This is a genomic window from Arcobacter sp. CECT 8985 (assembly GCF_004116495.1).
Classification (GTDB): Bacteria; Campylobacterota; Campylobacteria; order Campylobacterales; family Arcobacteraceae; genus Malaciobacter.
Genome location: NZ_PDKC01000002.1, coordinates 63224 through 86954, shown reverse-complemented (window position 1 = coordinate 86954; position 23731 = coordinate 63224). Strand labels below are relative to the sequence as shown.

Sequence of the window (23731 nt, the reverse complement as noted above, 5' to 3'; positions counted from 1 at the left end):
ACTAGCCTTATTTTAAGATTTTCTAAATTTCTTTTTATTTACATTCGCAATTATATTCTCAGCGATAGTAAAAGTATTTGTAGCAATCTCATGAGCATGATTTGCAACATTTGCATTTTCTTGAGTTCGTGAATCAAGACTTGCAACTGCATCATTGATTTGTTCTATTCCTTGTTTTTGTTCAGTTGAAGCAGTTTTAACACGAGATATTAGTTGTGTAGTTTTATTTATATTATCAGTTAATTCTTCATATCCGCTTATCATCTCATCTGCATTTTTCTTACCAGTATTTGCTTTGATTGTGGCATTTTCTACTAAACTTTTTATCTGTTTTGCAGCTTCTGCACTTCTTGATGCTAGACTTCTTACTTCAGCTGCAACTACAGCAAAGCCTTTTCCAGCCTCTCCTGCTGTTACTGCTTCTTTAATAATAAAATATTTATTTGGAAAGATATTTGATCAATTACTGTAATTGCTTCTGCAATTAAGCTTGTTTGTTCATTTAGCTCATTCATTGATTCAACTGTAAGTTTTGCTAAAGCTTGTCCTAAACTTATTGATTTAAGTAAATTATTTGAATAAACTGCCATTTGTGAAATATTTTGAGTATTTTCTACAATAGTTGAAGTAATCTCTTCAATTGAAGCAGAAGTCTCTTCTAAGGAAGCTGCTGTATCCGCTGATGATTTATTTAATTTATCAACATTTTCTAAAAGCTGTTTCGCATTGTTTTCTAAAGTTAACCCTAATTGGTAGTTTTCTTGCAACATTCCATATAATATCAGATAATCCATTTAGCCCTTTTGCAACTTCCCCAGAGGCATTATCTATATTTTTTCAAAATCAAGTTTTGAGTAGTTTTTAAGTACAAATAATATTGATATTATTATTTACATTTTTAGCATTTGCTTTTTAAGATATCTTTTAACTCATTTAATGGTTCTGTTGAAAAGCATTTCTCTACTTTAACATCTAGATTTCCATTTTTGATTTTAGTAACTACTTCTTTTACAATTTCTATCTCTTCATCAATCATACTTGCAACAGATTTAACAATATCTATCTTTGATTTAATATACTCATTGATAAATTTTGCAGTTTGTTTAGTTAAAGCTAATTCCTCTTTTTCACTCAGATTCAAAATTACCTGATGCATCCCTATATCCAATGATCCAAAAGTACAAAAATTACTTATAAATAAACTAATCAATAGCTTTTATTTTATACTAGAAAGATTCATTTCCTACCCCTTTATATATTATGTAGTAAGTATACCAAATAAGTATACTTTTTTATAGATTTTAACTTTGATAAAAAACTAAGCCATAAAACACTAAAATTCCCAAAATCAAAATAAAGATACTTTTTATGACAAAACAATTATTTCCTTTAGCCCTTGGTGGGTTGGGAATTGGTACAACAGAATTTGTAATAATGGGGTTATTACCTGATGTTGCAAATGATATAGGTGTGAGTATTCCAGTTGCAGGGCACCTTATATCAGCATATGCATTTGGTGTGGTAGTTGGTGCTCCCATATTAGTTGCATTAAGTGCAAAATTTCCACCTAAAAATGTATTAATGGCCTTTATGCTTTTATTCACAATTTTTAATTTTTTATCAACAATTGCACCTGATTATAATACATTAATGATGGCAAGATTTTTAAGTGGTTTACCCCATGGAGCTTTTTTTGGTGTAGGCACTGTAGTTGCTGCAAAACTAGCTAAAGAGGGTAAATCTGCTCAAGCAATTGCTTCTATGTTTACAGGCTTGACAATTGCAAATTTAGCAATGGTTCCAATAGTAACTTATATTGGTCATCATCTTCATTGGCGTTATGCTTTTGGTATTGTATCTATTATTGGTTGTTTAACCATTATTTTTTTATATAAAAACTTACCAAAACAAAAAGTTTTAAGAACTGTTACTTTTAAAGAAGAAATAGATTTTTTCAAAACAATAAAAGCATGGCATATTCTTTCAATAGTTGCAATTGGTTTTGGAGGATTATTTGCATGGTTTAGTTATATCGCTCCACTTTTAATTAATGTAGCAAACTTTGATGAAGGAAATGTTCCTTACTTGATGATAATTGCAGGAGCAGGGATGGTCGTTGGTAATATTATGGGTGGCTCACTTGCAGATAAAATGAATCCTATAAAAGTTTGTATATTTTTATTAATATGTATGGTAATTTCACTAATATTAGTATTTTTCTTTTCTTCATCACAAATTGTTACAGTAATTCTTACGTTTATATGTGGTGCACTTGCTATGTCAATTGGAGCACCAATTAATATGGTAATGATTCACCATGCAAAACACTCTGCAATGTTAGGTGCAGCATTTTTGCAAGCAGCATTTAATGTAGCAAATTCTCTAGGAGCATTCTTTGGAGGATTACCTTTATTTTATGGTTTAGAGTATAACTATCCATCTTTAGTAGGTGCAGCAATGGCATCAATTGGAGTATTTTTATGTATAATGTTTTTAAAAAAACATGATAAAAAGGCTAAATCATTCAACTAAAATATAAAAAAATAGGAAATGGAAATAATATAATTTTTATTTTACATGAACTTATGGGTGATTGTAGAAATTATGAAGCTTGTATGCCATATTTAAATAAAGATGAATTTACATATTTTTTTATTGATTTAAGAGGTTATGGACTTTCAAAAGAATTAACTGGTGATTACACTTGTGATGAAGCTGCAAATGATATCGTTAGTTTAATAAAGAATCTTAAGCTAAAAGATGTAAATCTTTTAGCTCACTCAATGTCTACACTAATAGCTCAAAAAGTAGCTTTAATTGATAATAGAATAAAACAATTGATTTTAATCACACCAATTTCAGCAAGTGGCATAAAAATGAAACCTTTAGCACAAACAAACCTAATTAATAAAATGAAAGAGAATAAAGAGTTAATTGAACAAGTAGTACAAAGTGCAAGTAAAAGATATAATCAAGCATGGAAAGATTACCGAATCAAAATGGGATATACTTCTTCAACTTTAGAAGCTAGAACTGGGTATATGAATATGTATCTTACAACTGATTTTATAGATGAAGTAAAAGATATTAAGATACCAATAAAAATAATGGTAGGTCATCATGATTTACCTGCTTTTAATAAAAGTATCATTAAAAAACAGTTTGAAAAGTATTATAATAATTTTGAGATAATAGAGTGCATGGAAGCAGGACACTATCCCATGATAGAGTGTCCTGTTTATTTTGCAAGTGAAATTGAAAGATTTTGTAAATACTAATTTTTAATTGGTATAAAATACATAACAGTTTCAAAAATACCTTCCATATAATGTCTTAAGTAAATTTTATAATTTGGATTAATATCTAGTATTATCTTAGGTATTTTATACCAATCTTGTGCTTTATGATAGATACAAATTGCAAGAATTGGTTGATATTTTTTTATCGTATTTGTTACACCAATTAAGGCATCTTGTTCTGCGCCTTCTATATCTAATTTTATAAAATCAACTTTTTCATTTATTAAATTATCTATGGTATTTATATTTATTGCTTGATAATCATGTTCACAGTTATTTTGTAGTTCTTGATTTACGATATTTTCTATTTTTTTATTTCCCAAACCACAATTTATAAACTCTATATTTTCATATTTAGAAAAGTTCTTTTTTGCTATGTTTATATGTAACTTATTTGGTTCAATACAATATATTTTTTTAAAATCAGGAAAATTACTTATAATTTGAGGAATAGTATCACCTACATATGAACCACCATCAAGAAAAACTATATCTTTAATATTTGGTATTAATTCTTTATCAAAGTATTGTTCTTTATGGTTATTTGTAAAGCCTGTCATAAAATCAAAATCAAAACTTATTTTAAAGCTTATTACTTTTTTAAAAACTTCTTTTGATTTTTCATCGCAAAGTAGATTATAAACTTTTTCATATTCTGCTTTATTATTTTTAAAATCATCTTCAAAATCAGTTATAAAAGGTGGTTTAGCCAAAAGTTTTTTATCAAGTTTACTATATTTATAAAAACTTAGATAATTTATATTTTTAAAACCTTTTTTATCAAGTGTATTTTTTACTTCAAGAGGACTACCAGTTGAAACACTTAAAATTAATGCATCTTTTGGAACCTCATCAATTTTATAAATTGATTTTTTTCTTGAACTTTGAACTCTTGTAAAATCGTCAATTATTCCATCTATTTGCACAAAGTTTTGAATACATTTTGTATATTTATTGATTCCAAGAATAAACTTTTTTTTAGTAGAAGATGAAAAAAACTCTGCTACAAGTTCCTTATCTTTTTTATTTATATAATCTACAGGAATAAAATCTATCATAAAATAACTATATAATTAATGCTTTTAAACTCTTAACAGTAAATAGTTTTAATTGCTCTGATTTTTGTGCTTTTAACTCAGTTGAATATCCATTTTTAGAAAATAATACAACTATATCTGGCTCAATATTTAATGACTTACAAGTATCAATAAAGCTATTAAGTTGTTTTGTTTTTATTTTTTGGTTATTATATTTACATAATGCAGCTATTACTCTATTATCTTTTGTCTTTGCAACAATTTGAATTTCTTCACTACTTTCATTCCAAAAATTACCTATGACTTTTATCTCATCTTTATAAAAATCTTTAATATATTCTTGACATAGTTGTTCAAAAATCAAATCCATAAATTGCATTTGATAATTACTAAATTTTTCAAAAAACTCATCAAAATTACTCTTTGATATTCCTTTATACAAAGGTGATACAAAAGCAAACCAAAATCTTAAAAAAGCAGTTGTAAAAATAAACTTATTATTTTTATTTCCAATATTACTTTGCTCATCTAAAATTACAACTGGTTCTTGAAGTTTAATTAGTTTTAAATCTTCTAAATCTAACAAAGAACCATATTCATCATCATATTCTAAATCTGCTCTTTTAAATGTAGTTGATACTCTACCATCACCTAAAGCAATTCCTGTTAATAATTTATGATAAATTCCATCATTTTTTGTTAACTCTTCAATACTTTTCTGTAATTTACTATAATCACTTAAAATATGCCTTGTTATAAGTGTTCCTAATGGTTTTGATGTATCAACTTTTATATCAAGTCCACCGAATACTGCAAAGTAATTCACTGCTGTTTGCATATCTTTTGGTTTGTTTGTTTTACAAAAGATTTCAAATTGTTCTCTTAGTGTTTTTGTTTTTAGTATAATTGTAAAGCCTTTTCTATATTTTTGTACTATGTTTTTGCAAGAACATGTTAAGTTGATTTGCAAAACTCTGTGCATCTTTTTGTGTAAATGGTGCTGGTCCTTTTGTGACTTCACCACTATCTCTTAACTCTTGCATCAAATTTCTAATAGCTAAATACTGTTTGATATTATCTTCAGTATATAACTCACCTCTATGATCAATTGCATGAGCATTTTTTTCTATAACTCTATTTGCAAGTGGAATATCAGCTGTAATAACTAAATCATCTTCTTGTAAAAATTCAACTATTTTATCATCAGCTTCATCTGCACCTTGTTCTACTATAAGATAGTCAATAAAAGTAGATTTTCCAACATTTATTTTTTTATTTGCAACAACTAAAGTTTTAAGTTTTACTCTATTTATCGCTTTTGTAATAATTGGTTTTAATAAATTAGGAAAAGCATCTCCATCAATATATAAAATCATCATAAAATCTCTTGAACTCTACCTACTTGACCATCTTGCAATCTTACTTTTATTCCATGTGGATGAAAAGCTGAATTTGTTAATATATCTTTTACAACACCTTTTGTTAATTTTCCACTTCTTTGATCTTGTTTCAATACAATATTAACATTCATACCTTGCTTAATATCAAATCTTTTTTTATTATCCATTTATACACTTTTCTTATAAGACAAGGCATCTTTTGCAAAATTAATATTATAAAAAAATATTGATTTAAATAGCAATGATATTTTAATATTTTCTTCATCTGTTGAATCAATAATACAAAGAGAGAAACCTTCTGTTTGCTCATCATCTTTTGGTTTTATTTCAATTGTAACTGGTTTCAATGTTTTCATCATATTTATTGTATTTTTTTTAGTTTTTGGTTTTAAACTCTCAAAAAAGTTACTATCTTTTTCTTCTAATCTCATTGTCTCATATAATAAAACTAAAGTATCTTTATATATTTTTTTATTCCAAGATACTCTACCTTTTGAATAGTGAAAAGCTGAAGATTTATTTAATAGTGGATTCTCTTTTTCTTTTTTCATATCTTCAATTAATTGTAAAAAAAAGTTCTTTCCACCTAAACTATTCGCATAGTTATTTAGTGTAGTGTATAGATACTCTTTAGTTTGTTCATCTAAATCTTTAAATTTCATTTTACTCCGATTTATTTTTTTAATGTTTTATTGTAAGTATACCCAAATGTTTATTGTTTTACTTTCTAATTGAAGTTGCAGTTAAAAATATATAGTTTTTACCAGTTAAAGTAACTCTAAATTTTTTTTGTTGAAGATATTTCTTACAAAACATTGCGTCTTTATATAAAACAGACATCTCTGAATATGAATAGTTTTTTGCAACTGCACCATATACCATTGAACCATCATACCATCTGCAATTTGGAAAGCCAAGTATCATTGCTCCGTCTTTTTTTAAGTATTTTTGAACAATATTCATAAAAGTCTCATTGAAATTCAAATTAGTACTTTGTAAAGTTCCTATTGATACAATCAAATCAAATTGACCTAAATCTAATTCATCAAGTCTATTTATATCCCAAGAATAAAAACTTACATTCTTATGCTCATAAAATTTACTTTTAGCTAACTTTATTGCACTTTTACTATAATCTATTCCAACTAGCTCTAAATTTGAAAAATTTTCACTTAAATTTTTTATTACTTCAAATTCCCCACCACTATTTACACCAAGATTTAAAACTCTTTTTCTTTTTTCAATTTTAGCATTAGTCAAACAATTTATATAATTTAATAAAAAATCTGGCTCTTCATTTTTATTAATTTTTGAAAAATAAGACATACTTCCGTATTTTTCTTCTGTATTACTATCTTTATGAAAAGATTGTTTTTTATTTAATTTTTTAAAATTTATTTTGATTAGTTTATCATCTATATATTCAGGCATTAACATTTTGCAATCAAGAAGAGAAGCTAAATCTATAAAAGAATACAAACTTCTATAAATAAATTCTTGATCACAAATAATAAGTTTTTCTCCTGCATAAACTCCATCTTTTATATCTGGATTTAAAGCATAAAAACTTATTTCTTCTTTCTTTTTTAATTGCTTATATAATATATTATATATTTCAAACATAGATTTATTTGAAAAATCTTGCATTAGTTCTCTTTATTTTTTAGATAAATTATATTAAATTTATCTATATTTCAATATTAAAGTAATCCCTTAATACTTCTGCTCTATTTTCTAAACTAATTTGCCAAACTCTTTTTTCTTTATTTTTTTTGAAAGTCATAGTTTCATCAGTCAAGGTTACTCTTCCATCTTCTAAGGCTTTAGTAACTAACAATGGTGCATGATTTGAGAATTGCTGATAATTCTTCGTATCATCAAAAACAGAAGAAAAATCACTAACACTTTTTTCATCTTTCGTAAAAATATATCTAGTTTGCCAACCTTTATATTTATGATTATACATAAGTGCAAACTCTGCACTATTTAATTTTTTTATTTTATATTCAATATTTTCACTTTTTACAATAGTATCTTCACTTAAACATAAAGGAACTCTAACATTTTGACCATTTGCTACATCAACTAAGTACTCTTTACTATTAATAGTAACTAAAAGTGCTAAGTGTGGATAATCTGCACCAATGTAAGTAATATCTTCTACTTTTGCAAATATCATTTGTACATTAAATCCTAATTTTTTCAACAAATACATAAATAAAGTATTTGATTCATAACATATTCCACCACGGTTATTACAAACTATTTTTTCATATATTTTCAAAATATTAACAGAAAAATCTTTTTTAAAAACAAAATCAAGATTTTCATATGGCACATTTAAGATATAAGATTCTTGTAATTTTGTTAGATTTTCTATACTTATTTCTATCTTTGAGGGTTCATCAAAGATTTCTATTCTTTTTAATATTTTTTCTATTTCCATAAGACAACCTTTATTTAAAACTCTATTATATAAATTTGAATAAATATAAAACTTAAATAAATAAAGGTCAAATTTTTTTAAATTTTCTCTAAACCATTCTCATTTAGTTTATAAACACTTGGAGCTAATTTTTCAATAAAACTTTTATGATGGGATACTATAATCATTGATTTTTTTATAGAGTTTAAAATATTAATAATTTTTTCTTCAGCATTTGAATCTAATGCATTTGTAGGTTCATCTAAAAGTAATATTTTTGGTTTAGTAATTAATATTCCTGCAAGTGCAACAATTTTTTGTTCACCTCCACTAAGTTCATAAATAACTCTATTTTTTAAATGTGATATACCTAACTCTTCTAACATTAAAACAGCTTTATGATAAGCCTCTTCTTTTTTTATTCCCTTTGCTCTTAGATTGAACATTACATCTTCAATAACAACTGGGCATAAAAAATAATCATTTACATCTTGAGGTAAATATCCCACATCACTTCTAAATTCTTTATACTCTTTTTTTGAGGATATTTTATTATGAAAGAGCTCTAATTCTCCATTATATGAGTATTGAAGTCCTGCTATTATTTTAAGTAAGGTACTCTTCCCTGCTCCATTTGCTCCAACAACTGCAACTTTTTCTTCATGTCCTACATTTAAACTTACATTTGAAAAAAGTTGTCTATTTTCATTTTTATAAGAGATATTTTTTAGTGTTATTGAACAACTCATAATGTTACCTTTAAAATTATTACTAATAAAATTAGTAAAATTAAAATCTTATCTTTTTTTGTTACTATAAATTCATCATTTAAATATATTTTTTTATTAAAACCTCTAAGAATAAAAGACTCTTTTAACTTATATGATTTTCTTATTGATTTTATAAAAAGCATTCCAAGAATATTTCCAAAAGTATAATATGTAAAAAGATTAGTTTTTGCTTGAAAACCTCTAGCTCTTAATGTATTTTTTATACTTTTAAAATCATTAGTTAAATTATCAATCATTTTTAATGTAAAGTAAGTAGTTGAAATAAAACTATCTGGAAATTTCAAAAGATTAAATCCCCTTACAATATCATATCCTCTAGAATTATAAAAAATAGAAATATTAAATAAAATAATCATATTAGTTCTAATAAATATATTTATAGCTTCATTTGGTTGATTTTCTATATATAAAACTATACTCAAAGCTAGAATAAATGAATTTAATAAAACTAAAGTTTTTAATATTTTTAAAATATAATTTTTATTATAAAATAAAATAAGAAGTATTGGCAATAAGTAGTAAATTTCATAAGAAGAAAAACTTACTACACTTGAAAATAAAAATGCACTAATCAAAGATATGGCAGGGGAAAATATCACTTTTTAACTCTTTTTAAAACATAAAAAATTCCAATAATAATAAAAATAGCAAAAATAATTTTTGCAAAATTTAGATATTGCAATTGTTGCTCTAATAATTTTACTTTTGCTCTTAATTTCTCATTCTCTTTTTCCAAATCAGATTTTTGAACACTATGTTCTATAGTTTTGCTTTCATTATTTGGTATCTTATCATCTAAAGAGACTTCTTGTCTTGCAATATGTCCGCCCCAAGCATTTACTATAACAACAAATTTTTTCTTATTTATATCAATATTTGCTTCACCTTTTGTGTCCGTTTTAAGCTGCTTTATGATTTTTCCATCTAAAGTCTTAACTTTAACTTCACAATTTTGGCATCCATTACCATTTGCAAAATAAGCATCTATAAATAAAGTTCCTTTTTCATAATCTGTAAAAAGACTTAATTTATGTGCAAATAAAGAACTTGCTAATAAAAAAAATATTATTAATAATCTCATATTTTATACTCTTTTAATAAACCAGGCATAGCTTTTTTTATATACATCAATAAAAATAGTGTAATTATACCTTCTAATACCATTGCAGGAATATATGCCAAAACTATAGCATATGATGCAATTGCATATTCACTTTTTGCAAATAATAAAACTAATGCAAGTAATACTGTTGCAAAAAATACTCCTAAAAATCCTATAATAAAAAACTTTATCTTTTCATTTAATTTATTTAAAATATTCATTCTTAAAATAATATATACCAAATATGCAGGTAAAGCCATTACAACTATATTAGCGCCTAAAGATGTTATTCCACCATAACCTAAAAGAGTTGCTTGTAAAATTAAAGCTATTGCAATTGGTAAAAAACTCATACTACCTAAAAATGCACCAATAACTCCTACTAAGACTAGATGTATCTGGGTAGGTCCTAAAGGAATATGTATAAAAGAAGCTATAAAAAAAAGTGCACTCATTGCTGCACACAATGAGATATCTTTATTTTTCATTTTTTTTAAAGAGTATGCACACATTCCTACTGCTACAACACCAAGTGTTGTAGCTACTTGTACACTTAAAACTCCATCTGAAATATGCATTTTATCCTCTTTTTAATAAGCTTTTATCCAAAGCAATGCACCATTTTCAATTGGATATTTTTTCCCATCATGCATTTTTGTTCCTTCTTCTATTAGTGCAGCAAATCCCCACCAACCTTTATGATTCATTACAAAAGAAAAGTTACCATTTTCATCTGTTTTTACAACTTGTGTTATGTGTGCTGAAGTTGGTGCTTTTAACTTAAACTCATTATATAATTCAACTTCAACTTCTACATTTGAAACTGGTTTCCCATTGTGAAGTACTTTTCCTGTAAAAATATTTCCTGCATATAAACCAAAAGGCTTAGTCATAGGTACTATTTCATATTTTAATCCAATAGGTTTATCCCACCCCTCTTCTAATCCATATGCACTTACAATTATTTTAGGAACATGAGAAATAAACTTAGCTTCAGCTGGTTCAAAATATGGTTTTGGAATAGTAAAAAATTTATAAACACCAGGTCTTTTTATTTTATATGATGTTTCCCAAGCTGTATGATTAAATTTAGTAAAACTTTTTAAAGGTAGTGGATTTTTTTTACTATTAACATATATACCAACTGGTTTTACCATTTCCATTCCATTTTGTTCAAAAGGGTGAATAAACATTGACTTAATTTCTATTGTTGATTGTTTTTTACTTGATACATTATCTGTAGTTGTAGTCATCATTAAAAAGTGTGCATTTGCGAACACAACTAATGACATAAGAAAAACTAATATCTTTTTCATAATAAACCTTTGTTTTTGTTTATTATAAATTTATTAGTGTTATAGATGTATAAGTTTTTGATGTTCTTATGTATTTTTAGTACACTAAAAGAGACTTTTTATAGCCTCTTTTAAAAATCTTGTACAAATTCAGCTGCTTGCCTTTGCTCTAAAGAAATCGCTTCATTAAATTTTTGTGATTTAACAATTGGCAACATTAAACCTTTTTTCTTATGTTCTCTAATTTTATATATACCTTCTTCATTTCTTAAAGCATAATAATCATTAAACTCTTCAGTATAAGGCATATCCCAAACAATAGCACCTTCTGTTGGACAAGCTTCAGCACATCTTGGAGAATCAGCATGATCAACACACTCAACACAACTTTCTGGTTTTACATAGAAAAAATCTTCATTTGGATTTTTTTCATTTCCTTCTTCTAAAATTGCTGCAACAGGACATTCACTTGCACATGCTTCACAACTAATACACTCATCAGTAATTCTAACTGCCATATTTAATCCTTCATATGAAATTTATAAAAACAAGATGCAAAAAGTGTTCCTTATTTCTCTATATCTTTATATTTTATCTCTTTTTTAGTCTTTGTTTTTTGTTTTGAATTAACCAATGTTACATCACTTGTACCTTGTATATAACCTTTTGTAATAATACAAGTTTCAACTTTATCATCAGAAGGTATTAAGTATTGTAAAGGAAACATATATTTTTCAATTATACCTCTAAGTCCCCTTGCTCCAACATCTTTTTCTACTGCAATTTGAGCTATTTCTTCAAGTGCTTCATCTTCAAATATAAGTTCAACACCATCAAGTTCAAAAAGAATTTCATACTGTTTTATAATGGCATTTTTAGGTTCTTTAAGAACTCTTATAAGATCTTCTTTTGAAAGTTTATTTAACTCTGCAACTACTGGAATTCTACCTATAAACTCTGGAATCAATCCAAATGAAATCAACTCTTTTGATTCAATCTCTTTTTGTGTCTTACTCTCAATTCCACGTTCATTTAAAAACCCCATAACAGTCTCTTTTTGTTTTTCATCTTCTTTTCTAAGACCTACAAATGCTCCACCACAAATAAATAAAACATGTGTAGTATCAAAAAGAATTGTTTCTGCACTTGAATTTTTTCTACTACCTTTTACAGGAACATAAACATCTGCACCTTCAAGTATTTTAAGTAATCCTTGTTGAACCCCTTCTCCACTTACATCTCTTCCACTAGTTGCACTTTCACTTTTGTTTGCAATTTTATCTATTTCATCAATATAAACAATTCCTCTTTTTGCTTTTTCCAAATCAAAATCAGCTGCAGATAATAATCTTGATAAAATTGACTCTACATCTTCTCCCACATATCCAGCTTCAGTTAATGCTGTTGCATCTGCAATTGCAAAAGGAACATCCATTATTTTTGCTAAAGACTTTGCAAGTAAAGTTTTACCTGAACCTGTTGGACCAACTAACATTATATTTGATTTTTCTAGTTCTATATTTTTTATAGTTGGTTTATCTATTCTTTTATAATGATTATATAAAGCAACTGCAAGTACTTTTTTTGCATCATCTTGACCAATTACATAATCATCCAAATGCTCTTTTATACTAACAGGTACATTTAGACCCTTTTGAAATTGTTGTTTATACTCTTTTAAAGACTCTTTTTGTAATACATTAAAACACATATCTATACATTCATCACAAATATGTGCTTTTTCACTACTAAAGATTTTCTTTACATCTTTTATATTTTTACCACAAAAATCACATGTACTATTCATAGCTATTTATAAATTCATCAATATTCATATTTATATTTTCTAAATTATGAGATTTAATAAATTTATCCTCTTTTTTACTTAACTGTTGTTTATTTAATAAAACAACTCCACCATCTAAATCAATAGTTATCTCATTTGCTACCATTCTAAATGTATCCCTAGAAAAGTCAACGCCTAAAAATAAGTACTCTTTACCTTTTCTAAACTCTTTTAAAATAGTTGGCATTGCATAACCACCCATAGCTTCTGTTAACCAATCAACAAAATCAGCATCAGAAATAATAAAATTCATATCTGGTTTTGTTGACCCCATAGGTTTAAATAAAATTGGTAAATTTAAAGTTAATTCTTCTTTTTTTATTCTTTTATAATTTTTTGATTTTGTATCATATTTATAAATAATAAACCTATCATAATCAGCAGTAATTCTTGAAACACCAGTTATTAAAAAATGATCTACATCTGAATATATTTTTTGTAAGCTGTCATCTAAGTTAGTATCTATTATATATCTAGGTTTAATATCTTTTAACCAACTATAAACCAAAGGAATTTCATACTGTTTTGAAGAGTAAATATGATTAGTCATCTGAGTGATAAAATCTCTTCCTTTTCTTTGTTCTAAACTCATTGCAGCTCTTGAGTATTCATACATTAGTCTTGGACTCATTGCTCTATTATTATTTAAAGCTAAAATCATCGAATCACTATCATGTGGTAATATTTGTCCATCTTTTGTAATAGTATTTTCGAAAACACCCATTCCCAAAAAAGGAATTACTTGCCCAGTTTTAAGTTTACTAATTAATTCTTCCATAAAGCAGCCTATCTTGTGTTTTTTATTTATATGCAAGAGTTGTTCCTTTACTTATTAATTAGATTTTAATGACAACCAACTCCTGTATAAGATTGATATACTTTATTTAATTCAACTCTTACTAATTCTAAATTAAAACTATCTTCTAAATCATTTGGCATATCAATATGGTATATTGCACCATCTTTTCCAATTATAAAAAGTGCTTTTGTTAATTTATTTTTAAATGTACCATTTAATATTTGAGTTCCATACATACATGCAAAATCTTCTTCAATATCAAAAACAGGAATTAATTTTTTAAAAGTAGGTAATTGTATTTTTTTATTAAAAATCAAATAAGTATAAATATCAACTTTTGCACCATTTATAAATTCATCAAAAAAAGTGATTTCCTCTTTAAAATCTTCATAATTAGGAAAAGAAATAAATATTTGTATATCTCTTTTTTCATTTGATTTTTTGATAATTTTACTGTTATCATTTATATCTTTTACTTCAAAATCTTCTGCCATATAACCAATATCAATAAACTCATCAATTAAGTCAAATTTTTCATTTTTATAAATCATTGTAATATTCCATACTCTTTTATTTTTTTATTAATTTGTTCAAAAGTCAACCCTAACTCAGTTGCTGCATATTCTTGATTTAAATTATTATTAATTAAAGCATTTTCAATTGCTTCTTTTTCTAATTCGTCAAGTGTTTTATTTTTTAATTGAATAGTTTTATACTCTTTTTTTAAATTATCATCATTTAATGCAGGAAGTAATAAAAGCATATCATGTTTTGTTACACCTGTTTCATTTCCCATTAAAACAATTCGTTCAATTGTATTTTCAAGTTCTCTTACATTACCAGGCCAAGGATAAGTTGCTAAAATATCCATTGCTTCAGGTGTTATACTTACTCTTTTTTTATGATTTCTAATTGCTTTTTCAAGAAAAAATTCTACTAATTGTTTTATATCATCTCCTCTTTGTCTTAGTGGAGGTAAATCAATTGGAATAACATTTAATCTATAATATAAATCTTCTCTAAAATCTCCATGTTTTACCATCTCTTCAAGATTCCTATTTGTTGCAGCAATAAGTCTTACATTTACTTTAATAGTCTTATTTCCACCAACTCTTTCAAACTCTCTTTCTTGTAGAACTCTTAATAATTTTACTTGTGCAGAAGCTGAAATATCTCCGATTTCATCTAAAAATAAAGTTCCCCCATCTGCAAGTTCAAATCTACCTTTTCTTGTCTCTTTTGCATCAGTAAAAGCACCCTTTTCATGTCCAAAAAGTTCACTTTCCAATAAACTATCTGTTATTGCTGCACAGTTTAATTTGATAAACGGTTCATCTTTTCTTTTACTTCTTTTATGAATAGCAGCAGCAACTAGCTCTTTTCCAGTACCTGTTTCTCCACGAACAAATACAGTCACATCAGATTGAGCAATTCTTTGAATTGCATTAAAAACTTGCTTCATTTTAGGGCTGTCCCCAATAATATCCCCAAAATTATGTACTTTTGAATCCCATTCCATTTTATAGTAGAGTTTTAACTCTTTTAATCTCTCTTTCTCTTTTTTATTTAAAAGATATGAATATATTGATTGCGCAAAAATTGATGAAACTATAGTTAAAATTCTAACACAGTCATCAAATCCTATTTCAGTTGTTTTTGTTAAAGTAGCTCCCAAAACACCTAAAGTTTCATCTTCTATAATTAAAGGAACAGCTACATATGACAAATTATTTAAATCTCTTTTTCCCGATTTATTTAAAAATAAAGAATCACTATGTATATTTTCAACTACTACAGGTTCTTTTGATTCAGCTGCTAAACCAGTAACTCCTTCACCTAACTTGTAACATGATAATTTTTTTTGAATCACGCTTAGTTCAACAGATGCAAATACATTTAGTATGTCGTCTTCTTCTAGAAGATGAACCGAACAATTTGTTAGGTGTAAAGAGTTTTTTAATATCTTCATTGATTTTTCTAATGAAGTCTCTAAATCGTAATGATTTGATATTACTGATGCAATATCATATAAAGTTGTTAATTCCTTTAATGTAAGACAACTCATACATGCTGTTTTATCAAAAAGTGCCATATTCTTGTCCTTCATTATCAAATATTATAGTTGTATTATAATTAATTTTTATATTAAAACAACACCTTTCTTGTTTATTAATTACTCATTATAATTAATTCATTTTATTTTTTTACAAACTTCTTCTTTGGGTAATTTTTTCACTCCTGGCTTTATCCACCAAGTTTCACCATTTGATAATTCAACCTCTCCACCCCAATTATCAGGTGTATTAAATTCTAAACTCTCTATTATTTCTTCCATATCTTTTTTTGCAATATAAAAGTATATTTTTTCATCTTTTTCTCTTAACATTACTTTTGCCATACTCTCTCCTTAATTTTTATTTATCAATAAACTTCTAATACTTGATAAAAAACTATTTTCTTCAAATTCTAGTTTAAAAAAACCTTTCTTTATTTCATTAACCAAAATATGTTTGTTATAATATTCATCTAAAGAAGGATAATCTTCTCTAAAATGAGATCCTCTACTCTCTTTTCTTAAATTAGCACTTAATATAATTGCTTCTGATATTTCAAGAGCATTTCTTAATTCTAAAATTGAAGTAAGCTCAACATTATTTCTTCTTTCTTTATTTATACAGTGCAAAGTATAAGATTGTGTTCTTAGATATTTTATGTAATCAAATGCTTTAATTAAGCTATCTTCAGTTCTAATTATTCCAACATTTTCATACATACAATTACCAAGTGAAACTCTAATTGCATTAAAATTTTTTGAACTATCAGAAGAAAAAATATAATCTATCATCTCTATATCTTTTATTACATTGTTATAATTAATTATCTCAAAACTATTTTCACAACTATAACTCAAAGCTTTTTGTCCAGCTAATTCACCAAAAACTGTCGCTTCCAATAATGAATTTCCACCTAATCTATTTGCCCCATGAACTTGTGTGTTTGCCATTTCTCCACAAATAAATAGTCCTGCAATTTTGCTTTCTACCATATTTATAACTTCAACTCCACCCATACTATAATGAGCAACAGGTTTAATTTGAAGTAACTCTTTACTTATATCAATACCAACTTGATTAAATGCAGCATTATATAAAGATGGAAGTTTCTGTTGAATTTTGTTTAAACCTAAATGCCTTAAATCAATATATACTTTTTTATGATTATTTTGTTGTTGTATTATGGCTTTTGCAATTTTATCTCTTGTATCTAATTCATTAACAAATCTTTCATTATTTTCATTGACTAAATATCCTCCTTCTGCTCTTGCCGCTTCAGTTACCAAATAATTTGTCTTTTTAATTCCAGTAGGATGAAATTGAATAAATTCCATATCTTTCAAAGTTAATCCTGCTCTTAAACAAACAGCAGTTAGATCTCCAGTATAATCTTGTGCATTTGTGGAATTACCTCTAAATATTCCTGCATACCCACCACCTGCAAATACTACAGATTTAGCAGGATAAACTAATACATTTGAATCAACCCTTCTTAAAGCAATTACACCACTTACTCTTTTTTTATGTGTTGAAAGATTTAAAACAAAAGTATTAACTAAAAAAGTGATACCTAATCTTTTTGCTTGTTTTATTAAAACCTGAGTAATTGCACTTCCAGTTTTATCTTTTACATAACATGTTCTATTATGTCTTCCTCCACCAAAAGGTCTTTGCATTATATTACCTGATTCATCTTTATCAAAATCAACCCCATAAAGTTTTAATTTTGATATAATCTTACTTGCACGATTACACATATATGTAATATTTTGTAAATTTGCTAAACCTAATGAAGATTTATATGTATCTTCTATATGAGATTGAATTTTTTGATTATCTTTTTCATCTAAAACAGCATTTATTCCACCACATGCCATTGATGAATTTGATTTAAAAATATTACCTTTTGTAATTATTGCTACTTTGTTTGAAGATGTTTTAGCTTCAATAGCTGCCATTAAACCAGAAATTCCTCCACCTACTATAATTACATCATAAATCATAATTAAACTTTATACATTAAATCATACTTTTTTCTTGGTACTGATTTAATTTTTGTTATTTCTAAATTTTTCTTAATATGTACAGGAACTTTTGAAGCAAATAGTGAACTAATAATTCCAGGTGTTGAACGAACAAATTGTAATGCAAGTTGAATATCATTTTCTAAAATCATTTGTGAATCTAGTAAATATCCCATTTCTGCTTTAAAAGAGCGTTTAAAAAGATTCATTTGTAATAAAGATGAACTTGAAATTAAACCAATATTTAATCTATGTGCAGCTTGTAGTAAAGTACATTTTTCATTTTTAACTTTTTGTGATTGCAAAGTATATATTGAAGTTTTTGCTAAATTAAATGGCGTTTGAATATATTTAAATCTATGATTTTCCCCACCTACTTTAATTGCAATATTAACTAAATCTTCTAAATTTATATGCTCTTTTGAATCTTCACTATTAATAAAAGCATTCCAAACAGCAACTCCATAATATTTTATAAGTCCACAATCAGCCATTTTTTCAAATCTTTTAAATACTTTTTCTACTTGTTTTAATAAATTTTTATAACCAAGTGACATTAATTGCATTTCTGGATTATGTAAAAAGAAAATATCTATTGAATCAATTTGCAAGTTTTTTAATGATTTTTTACATGACCACTCTATAAAATCAGGTGTCATACAGTGTTGATCTAATTCAATATCTTCTTTTCTTGCCAAGTTAGTATTTATAATATTTTCTTCAATCCACATATACGGATTTTTTGGGAAAGGATAGTCAAGTTGAATAAATCCAGCTTTTGAACAAATAATCAACTCTTCTCTTGTTACTTTATTTTCATTGAATAACTCTTTTAATGCTATTGCTATTTCTTTTTCACTTTGTCCATATCTATAATTACTTGCTGTATCTATTAAATTTATTCCATTTTTTATTGCTTCTTTAACACCTTCTATATAATGAAAAACATAATTTTCTTCTTTATAAGGCTCTTTATTAAAAGTACCTAAGCCTAATCTTGAAAAAACTAAATCATTATGTTTAACATAAAAATCTTTATAAGATGAAAATTTTTTTGCAAAATTATATGTTGATTGAGGTGTTGCATAAGACATATTTTTTCCTTAAAAAAAATCCTTTTTATCTAAAGGTTATATATTCATATGCAAAAAGTGTTCCTTATAGTTTTTTATTTTTATATACATAATTTGTATAAAGTACAATAAAAACTATATAAATAATTAAAATAAAAGCAATCGCAAGATTAATAAACATAATATCACCTTAAAAAACTAGAAGGTTACCTTCTAGTTTTATCTTACTGAATCAAAGAAGTAATCTGTTTCAGCAATATTTTTAGTTTCTTCATCTAAATGATCTAAAATTGAATTTGTAATCCATGTTAATAAGTTAAGTGCACCTTCATATCCACTTATTGAATATCTATGTAAATGGTGTCTATCAAATATAGGGAAACCAATTCTAATTAATGGAATTTTTGTATCTCTATATAACTCTTTTCCATAAACATTACCAATCATATAATCAACTGGCTCAGTAAACAATAAACTTCTTAATGCCCATAAATCTTTACCAGGCCAAATATTACACTCTTCAGCTCTATCAGATTTTTCCAATATAGCTTTCATCTCATCTTCCCAACCTTTTCTTGGAGCATTATGACAAACTATGTGTGTTGGAATAGATCCCATTTCAACTAAAAAAGAAACCATACCTAATAAGAAGTCAGGATCTCCCCAAATAGCAAACTTTTTAGCATGCATATATGGATATGAATCTTGCATTGCATCAACTAATTTAGCTCTTTGATTTTTTAATTCATTTGGAACTTCTTTATTAGTTAATTCAGATAATTTCATAACAAAAGCATCTGTACCACTTAAACCAATTGGATTACAAGTTGCATATTCTTGTTTCCATTTGTTTTTAATAGTTTTTGCAGTTGAAACTGTAGAATATTTTTGTAAAGAGATTGTAGTTTTTGCATTAATTGCAGTTTTTGCATCTTCAATTTTTGTTCCACCAGCATATAATTTATATTCGCCAGCTCCAGTATCCCACTGCTCTTCATGATCACCAATCATAATAATCTTATCACTGAACATTTTAGAAATATTTTTAATCTCTTTTAAAGAACCTAAATATGGCTCAAATCCAGGAATTATATTTATTCTTTCTTCATCTAGAACCTTTTGTTCTTTTGATGGATTTAATTGTTCTAATGTTGCTTTCATCATATTATCATAACCTGTAATATGTGAACCAACAAAAGATGGTGTATGTGCATAAGGGATTTCAACATTATCTAATTCACCTTCTGCGTACTCTCTTGCACCTGATACAAATGCATTTAAATCATCTCCAATAACTTCTGCCATACAAGTAGTAGAAACTGCAATCATATCTGGTTTGTATAAAGCATTACAGTTTCTCAAACCATCTTTCATATTTGCTAATCCACCAAAAACTGCAGCTGATTCAGACATAGAATCACTTACACAAGGAGTTGGTTCTTTAAAATGTCTAGTAAAATAAGTTCTAAAATATGCAACACACCCATGAGAACCATGAACATAAGGCATTGTATTCTCAAAACCAAGTCCTACCATAACAGCACCTAAAGGTTGACAAGCTTTAGCTGGATTAATTGTAATTGCTTCTCTATTTAGGTTTTTTTCTCTATATTCCCAAGATTTAGTCCATTCACCAATCTCTTGTACTTTTTGGGGATCTGTTGATCCAACAGAACTTTCAAATTGTTTTTTATTTTTTAAAACTTCTTGATATTCTGGCTTTAAAAAAAGTTTTTGTCCATTTACTATATTATCTACGTCTTGCATATTACGCTCCTATCTCTTCTTTTTCCCATGGTGCTTTAGTATGATTCCAAACAGGTGAATTCATAGCTAAATCCATATCTTTTGCAAATACAGCAAATGCATCATATCCATGATAAGGACCACTATAATCCCATGAGTGCATTTGTCTAAAAGGTAATCCCATTTTTTGGAATACATATTTTTCTTTTACACCTGCTGCTACTAAATCTGGTCTCATTTTTTTAACAAATTGTCCAAGTTCATACTCATTTACATCATCATAAATTAAAGTAGATCTTTTTAAATCTTCTTTTGTTCTTTTATAATCATCCCCATGAGCAAACTCATAACCAGTTCCTATTACTTCCATTCCTAAATCTTCATATGCTCCAATAACATGTCTTGGTCTTAATCCACCAACATAAAGCATTACTTTTTTACCTTCTAATAAAGGCTTATATTTAGCAATAACCTCATCTGTCATTTTTGTATATTTAGCAATAACTTCTTCAGTTTTCTTTTGAACTTTTTCATCAAAAAAAGCTGCTATTTTTCTTAAACTTTCAGTAGTATTTGAAGGTCCAAAAAAGTTATATTCCATCCATGGAATACCAAACTCTTGTTCCATATGTCTTGAAATATAATTCATTGATCTATAACAATGAAGTAAATTTAATTTTGATTTTGGTGCAATTGCCATCTCTTTATAAGAAGCATCTCCAGACCATTGAGCAATTACTCTTAATCCTATTTCTTCCAATAAAATTCTTGTTGCCCATGCATCTCCACCAATATTATAATCTCCAATAATTGATACATCATATGGAGTTGATTCAAAATCTTTTTTATATGAGTTATCTGGCATAACATGATCTCTAATCATATCATTTGCAATATGGTGACCAAGAGATTGAGATACACCCCTAAACCCTTCACATGAAACTGCAACTGTTTGATGTCCAGTCTCTTTTTTGTGAATTTTTGCAACAGATTGAATATCATCACCAATTAACCCAATTGGACACTCAGATTGAACTGAGATACCATTATTTAACGGAAATAATTCATCAATTTCTTCTAATGCTTTTTTTAATTTCTTATCTCCACCAAATACAATATCTTTTTCATTAAAATCAGTAGAGAAGTTCATAGTTACAAATGTATCAACACCAGTTGTACCTATATAATAATTTCTTCTTCCACCTCTTGAATATTGTCCACATCCAATAGGACCATGAGAGATATGAATCATATCTTTAATTGGTCCCCAAACAACTCCTTTAGAACCTGCATATGCGCATCCTCTTTCACTCATTACTCCAGGAACTGACTGTTTGTTACTTTTTGTTGTGTCACAAGAACCTTTTACTCCCTCAGGACTATCAACCCCAATATGTTTAGCTCTGTTTTTTGCAGCTTTAGCAGGGTAAGCACTTAAAACTTCTTCAATTACTTGTTTCTGCTGAGCTTCTAATGTTTCTTCTCCCATGTTACTTCCTCTTTTTTTTTATGCTACTTTTACTCTGTAAAGATTCATATCATCAAGTTTTTTACAAAGATCTTTAGTTATTTCTTTATCAACACTTTTTGAAATTTCAGAAATTTGATACTTATTTGTGTAATAAATCATTTTAGTATCACCTTCAATTTCAGAACTTTCAAAATAATCAACAAATGCTGTATGTGCAAAAGTACCTTCAGGAACTACTAATTCTTCAATAATAGTTCCTTCTTTTGTTTCACTTGTTAATGTAACAGTTTTACCTTTTGCATCAACTCCATCTTCTACTTTTTCAATAACTTTATCAAAACTTACATCATTTCCCATATCAGCTGGAAAGTGGTATCCACAAATAAACATTTTTTCTCCTTATTCTTTTATAATTATTTTTATTTTCTATGCTTCTGCTTTTTTACCAATAGCATCAGCTTCTACTTCTTCTTCTAATCCAAATTCCATTAGTAGATTTTCTAAATCATCCATTTCTAATGGTCTTGGAATAACTTTTAAATCATTTGCAATGATTTTTCTAGCTAACTCTTTATACTCTAATGCTTGTTCTGAACTTGGAGCAAATTCAACAACTGTCATTCTTCTAAGTTCTGCTCTTTGTACATGATTAGATCTTGGTACAAAGTGAATCATTTGAGTACCAATTTGAGTTGCTAAATTTTTAGCTAAGTCATACTCTTTATCTGTCATTCTTGCATTACAAATAAGTCCTGCAAGTCTTACTCCACCAGTATTTGCATATTTTAAAATACCTTTTGAAATATTATTAGCGGCATACATAGCCATCATTTCACCAGACATTACAATATAAATTTCTTGTGCTTTACCTTCTCTAATTGGCATTGCAAATCCACCACAAACAACATCCCCAAGAACATCGTATGATACGAAATCTAAATCTTCATCATATGCACCCTCTTCTTCTAAGAAATTAATTGCTGTAATTACACCACGCCCTGCACATCCAACACCTGGTTCTGGTCCACCTGATTCAGTACAATTAATAAATCCTTCTGTGATATCTGTATTATCAATATTAAATTCAGCTGCACCTGGTTTACATACATCATCTAATTCTAAATCTTCAACAGTTCCTGCTTCTGAAGCAAGTTGCATAATTGTTGATTGTGCTTTTTCATGTAAGATTAATCTTGTTGAATCTGCTTTAGGGTCACAACCAACAATTAATATTTTCTTTCCATAATAATGACACATTGCTGCTAATGTATTTTGAGAAGTAGTTGATTTACCAATTCCACCTTTTCCATAAAATGCTATTTGTCTTAATTCTGACATCCTATCTCCTTTGATTATGTTTACTAAAACA

At 27.0% G+C, this 23731-nt stretch carries 29 protein-coding genes; 2 read left to right on the top strand and 27 right to left on the bottom strand.

Going from position 1 to position 23731, the window contains the following annotated elements; all coding sequences use genetic code 11:
* Positions 1–12: 12 nt before the first annotated feature.
* The 3 genes from CRU93_RS14290 to CRU93_RS01755 form a co-directional block, all read right to left on the bottom strand.
* Positions 13–429, bottom strand: a complete 417-nt coding sequence (locus tag CRU93_RS14290; protein ID WP_258238806.1) for a methyl-accepting chemotaxis protein — start codon at positions 427–429, stop codon at positions 13–15.
* Entirely contained in the window at positions 414–794 is a 381-nt protein-coding gene (locus CRU93_RS14285; protein WP_258238792.1) for a hypothetical protein, read from the bottom strand. The genes CRU93_RS14290 and CRU93_RS14285 overlap by 16 nt, the downstream gene beginning before the upstream one ends.
* 104 nt (positions 795–898) lie before the next feature.
* Entirely contained in the window at positions 899–1156 is a 258-nt protein-coding gene (locus CRU93_RS01755; protein WP_129102463.1) for a hypothetical protein, read from the bottom strand.
* 212 nt (positions 1157–1368) lie between these two features.
* Here CRU93_RS01755 and CRU93_RS01750 point away from each other — a divergent pair, with 212 nt between their 5' ends.
* Both CRU93_RS01750 and CRU93_RS01745 read left to right on the top strand, forming a co-directional pair.
* The gene (locus CRU93_RS01750; RefSeq protein WP_129102462.1) at positions 1369–2532 is read left to right on the top strand and encodes an MFS transporter; all 1164 of its coding nucleotides are present in this window, start codon (positions 1369–1371) and stop codon (positions 2530–2532) included.
* The gene (locus CRU93_RS01745) at positions 2520–3278 is read left to right on the top strand and encodes an alpha/beta fold hydrolase (protein WP_129102461.1); all 759 of its coding nucleotides are present in this window, start codon (positions 2520–2522) and stop codon (positions 3276–3278) included. Before CRU93_RS01750 ends, CRU93_RS01745 begins: the two co-directional genes overlap by 13 nt.
* Here CRU93_RS01745 and CRU93_RS01740 read toward each other — a convergent pair.
* The 24 genes from CRU93_RS01740 to nifH form a co-directional block, all read right to left on the bottom strand.
* A complete protein-coding gene (locus tag CRU93_RS01740) occupies positions 3275–4357 on the bottom strand; it encodes an FkbM family methyltransferase (RefSeq protein WP_129102460.1) in 1083 nt (360 codons plus the stop codon). The genes CRU93_RS01745 and CRU93_RS01740 overlap by 4 nt on opposite strands.
* A 7-nt stretch (positions 4358–4364) precedes the next feature.
* Complete coding sequence (locus CRU93_RS01735) at positions 4365–5306, bottom strand: DUF234 domain-containing protein (RefSeq protein WP_258238791.1); 942 nt, start codon at positions 5304–5306, stop codon at positions 4365–4367.
* Positions 5257–5712: a YaiI/YqxD family protein gene (locus CRU93_RS01730; RefSeq protein ID WP_258238805.1), complete on the bottom strand. Its 456-nt coding sequence runs from the start codon at positions 5710–5712 to the stop codon at positions 5257–5259. The genes CRU93_RS01735 and CRU93_RS01730 overlap by 50 nt, the downstream gene beginning before the upstream one ends.
* Positions 5712–5903 (bottom strand): YwbE family protein, encoded by a 192-nt coding sequence (locus CRU93_RS01725; RefSeq protein ID WP_129102458.1) that lies wholly within the window; start codon positions 5901–5903, stop codon positions 5712–5714. The genes CRU93_RS01730 and CRU93_RS01725 overlap by 1 nt, the downstream gene beginning before the upstream one ends.
* The gene (locus CRU93_RS01720) at positions 5904–6398 is read right to left on the bottom strand and encodes a hypothetical protein (RefSeq protein ID WP_129102457.1); all 495 of its coding nucleotides are present in this window, start codon (positions 6396–6398) and stop codon (positions 5904–5906) included.
* Between the two features lie 58 nt (positions 6399–6456).
* The gene (locus CRU93_RS01715; protein ID WP_129102456.1) at positions 6457–7383 is read right to left on the bottom strand and encodes a bifunctional 2-polyprenyl-6-hydroxyphenol methylase/3-demethylubiquinol 3-O-methyltransferase UbiG; all 927 of its coding nucleotides are present in this window, start codon (positions 7381–7383) and stop codon (positions 6457–6459) included.
* Positions 7384–7423: 40 nt separating this feature from the next.
* Entirely contained in the window at positions 7424–8182 is a 759-nt protein-coding gene (locus CRU93_RS01710) for an arylamine N-acetyltransferase (RefSeq protein ID WP_129102455.1), read from the bottom strand.
* Positions 8183–8259: 77 nt separating this feature from the next.
* Positions 8260–8910 (bottom strand): energy-coupling factor ABC transporter ATP-binding protein, encoded by a 651-nt coding sequence (locus CRU93_RS01705; protein WP_129102454.1) that lies wholly within the window; start codon positions 8908–8910, stop codon positions 8260–8262.
* Entirely contained in the window at positions 8907–9551 is a 645-nt protein-coding gene (locus CRU93_RS01700) for an energy-coupling factor transporter transmembrane component T (RefSeq protein WP_129102453.1), read from the bottom strand. The genes CRU93_RS01705 and CRU93_RS01700 overlap by 4 nt, the downstream gene beginning before the upstream one ends.
* Entirely contained in the window at positions 9548–10033 is a 486-nt protein-coding gene (locus tag CRU93_RS01695; RefSeq protein WP_129102452.1) for a hypothetical protein, read from the bottom strand. Before CRU93_RS01695 ends, CRU93_RS01700 begins: the two co-directional genes overlap by 4 nt.
* Complete coding sequence (cbiM, locus tag CRU93_RS01690) at positions 10030–10632, bottom strand: cobalt transporter CbiM (RefSeq protein ID WP_129102451.1); 603 nt, start codon at positions 10630–10632, stop codon at positions 10030–10032. Before cbiM ends, CRU93_RS01695 begins: the two co-directional genes overlap by 4 nt.
* 12 nt (positions 10633–10644) lie before the next feature.
* On the bottom strand, positions 10645–11370 hold the full coding sequence (locus CRU93_RS01685; protein WP_129102450.1) for a DUF4198 domain-containing protein: 726 nt from the start codon (positions 11368–11370) through the stop codon (positions 10645–10647).
* A 110-nt stretch (positions 11371–11480) separates the two neighbouring features.
* Positions 11481–11867, bottom strand: a complete 387-nt coding sequence (locus tag CRU93_RS01680; protein WP_129102449.1) for a 4Fe-4S dicluster domain-containing protein — start codon at positions 11865–11867, stop codon at positions 11481–11483.
* Between the two features lie 50 nt (positions 11868–11917).
* Positions 11918–13156 (bottom strand): ATP-dependent Clp protease ATP-binding subunit ClpX, encoded by a 1239-nt coding sequence (gene clpX, locus CRU93_RS01675; protein ID WP_129102448.1) that lies wholly within the window; start codon positions 13154–13156, stop codon positions 11918–11920.
* Positions 13149–13973, bottom strand: a complete 825-nt coding sequence (locus tag CRU93_RS01670; RefSeq protein ID WP_129102447.1) for an SIR2 family protein — start codon at positions 13971–13973, stop codon at positions 13149–13151. Before CRU93_RS01670 ends, clpX begins: the two co-directional genes overlap by 8 nt.
* A 65-nt stretch (positions 13974–14038) precedes the next feature.
* Positions 14039–14545 carry a hypothetical protein gene (locus CRU93_RS01665; RefSeq protein ID WP_129102446.1) on the bottom strand — a complete coding sequence of 169 codons (507 nt, stop codon included), beginning with the start codon at positions 14543–14545 and terminating at the stop codon, positions 14039–14041.
* Complete coding sequence (locus tag CRU93_RS01660) at positions 14542–16086, bottom strand: sigma 54-interacting transcriptional regulator (protein ID WP_129102445.1); 1545 nt, start codon at positions 16084–16086, stop codon at positions 14542–14544. Before CRU93_RS01660 ends, CRU93_RS01665 begins: the two co-directional genes overlap by 4 nt.
* 99 nt (positions 16087–16185) lie before the next feature.
* On the bottom strand, positions 16186–16392 hold the full coding sequence (nifT, locus tag CRU93_RS01655; protein ID WP_129102444.1) for a putative nitrogen fixation protein NifT: 207 nt from the start codon (positions 16390–16392) through the stop codon (positions 16186–16188).
* 9 nt (positions 16393–16401) lie between these two features.
* Complete coding sequence (locus tag CRU93_RS01650) at positions 16402–18051, bottom strand: FAD-dependent oxidoreductase (protein WP_129102443.1); 1650 nt, start codon at positions 18049–18051, stop codon at positions 16402–16404.
* 2 nt (positions 18052–18053) lie between these two features.
* Entirely contained in the window at positions 18054–19166 is a 1113-nt protein-coding gene (locus tag CRU93_RS01645) for an aldo/keto reductase (RefSeq protein WP_129102442.1), read from the bottom strand.
* A 198-nt stretch (positions 19167–19364) separates the two neighbouring features.
* Positions 19365–20912, bottom strand: a complete 1548-nt coding sequence (gene nifK, locus CRU93_RS01640) for a nitrogenase molybdenum-iron protein subunit beta (protein ID WP_129102441.1) — start codon at positions 20910–20912, stop codon at positions 19365–19367.
* A gap of 1 nt (position 20913) precedes the next feature.
* Positions 20914–22380 carry a nitrogenase molybdenum-iron protein alpha chain gene (gene nifD / locus CRU93_RS01635; protein ID WP_129102440.1) on the bottom strand — a complete coding sequence of 489 codons (1467 nt, stop codon included), beginning with the start codon at positions 22378–22380 and terminating at the stop codon, positions 20914–20916.
* 18 nt (positions 22381–22398) lie between these two features.
* The gene (locus CRU93_RS01630) at positions 22399–22752 is read right to left on the bottom strand and encodes a hypothetical protein (protein ID WP_129102439.1); all 354 of its coding nucleotides are present in this window, start codon (positions 22750–22752) and stop codon (positions 22399–22401) included.
* A 36-nt stretch (positions 22753–22788) separates the two neighbouring features.
* Positions 22789–23700: a nitrogenase iron protein gene (gene nifH / locus CRU93_RS01625; RefSeq protein ID WP_129102438.1), complete on the bottom strand. Its 912-nt coding sequence runs from the start codon at positions 23698–23700 to the stop codon at positions 22789–22791.
* Between the last annotated feature and the right edge of the window lie 31 nt (positions 23701–23731).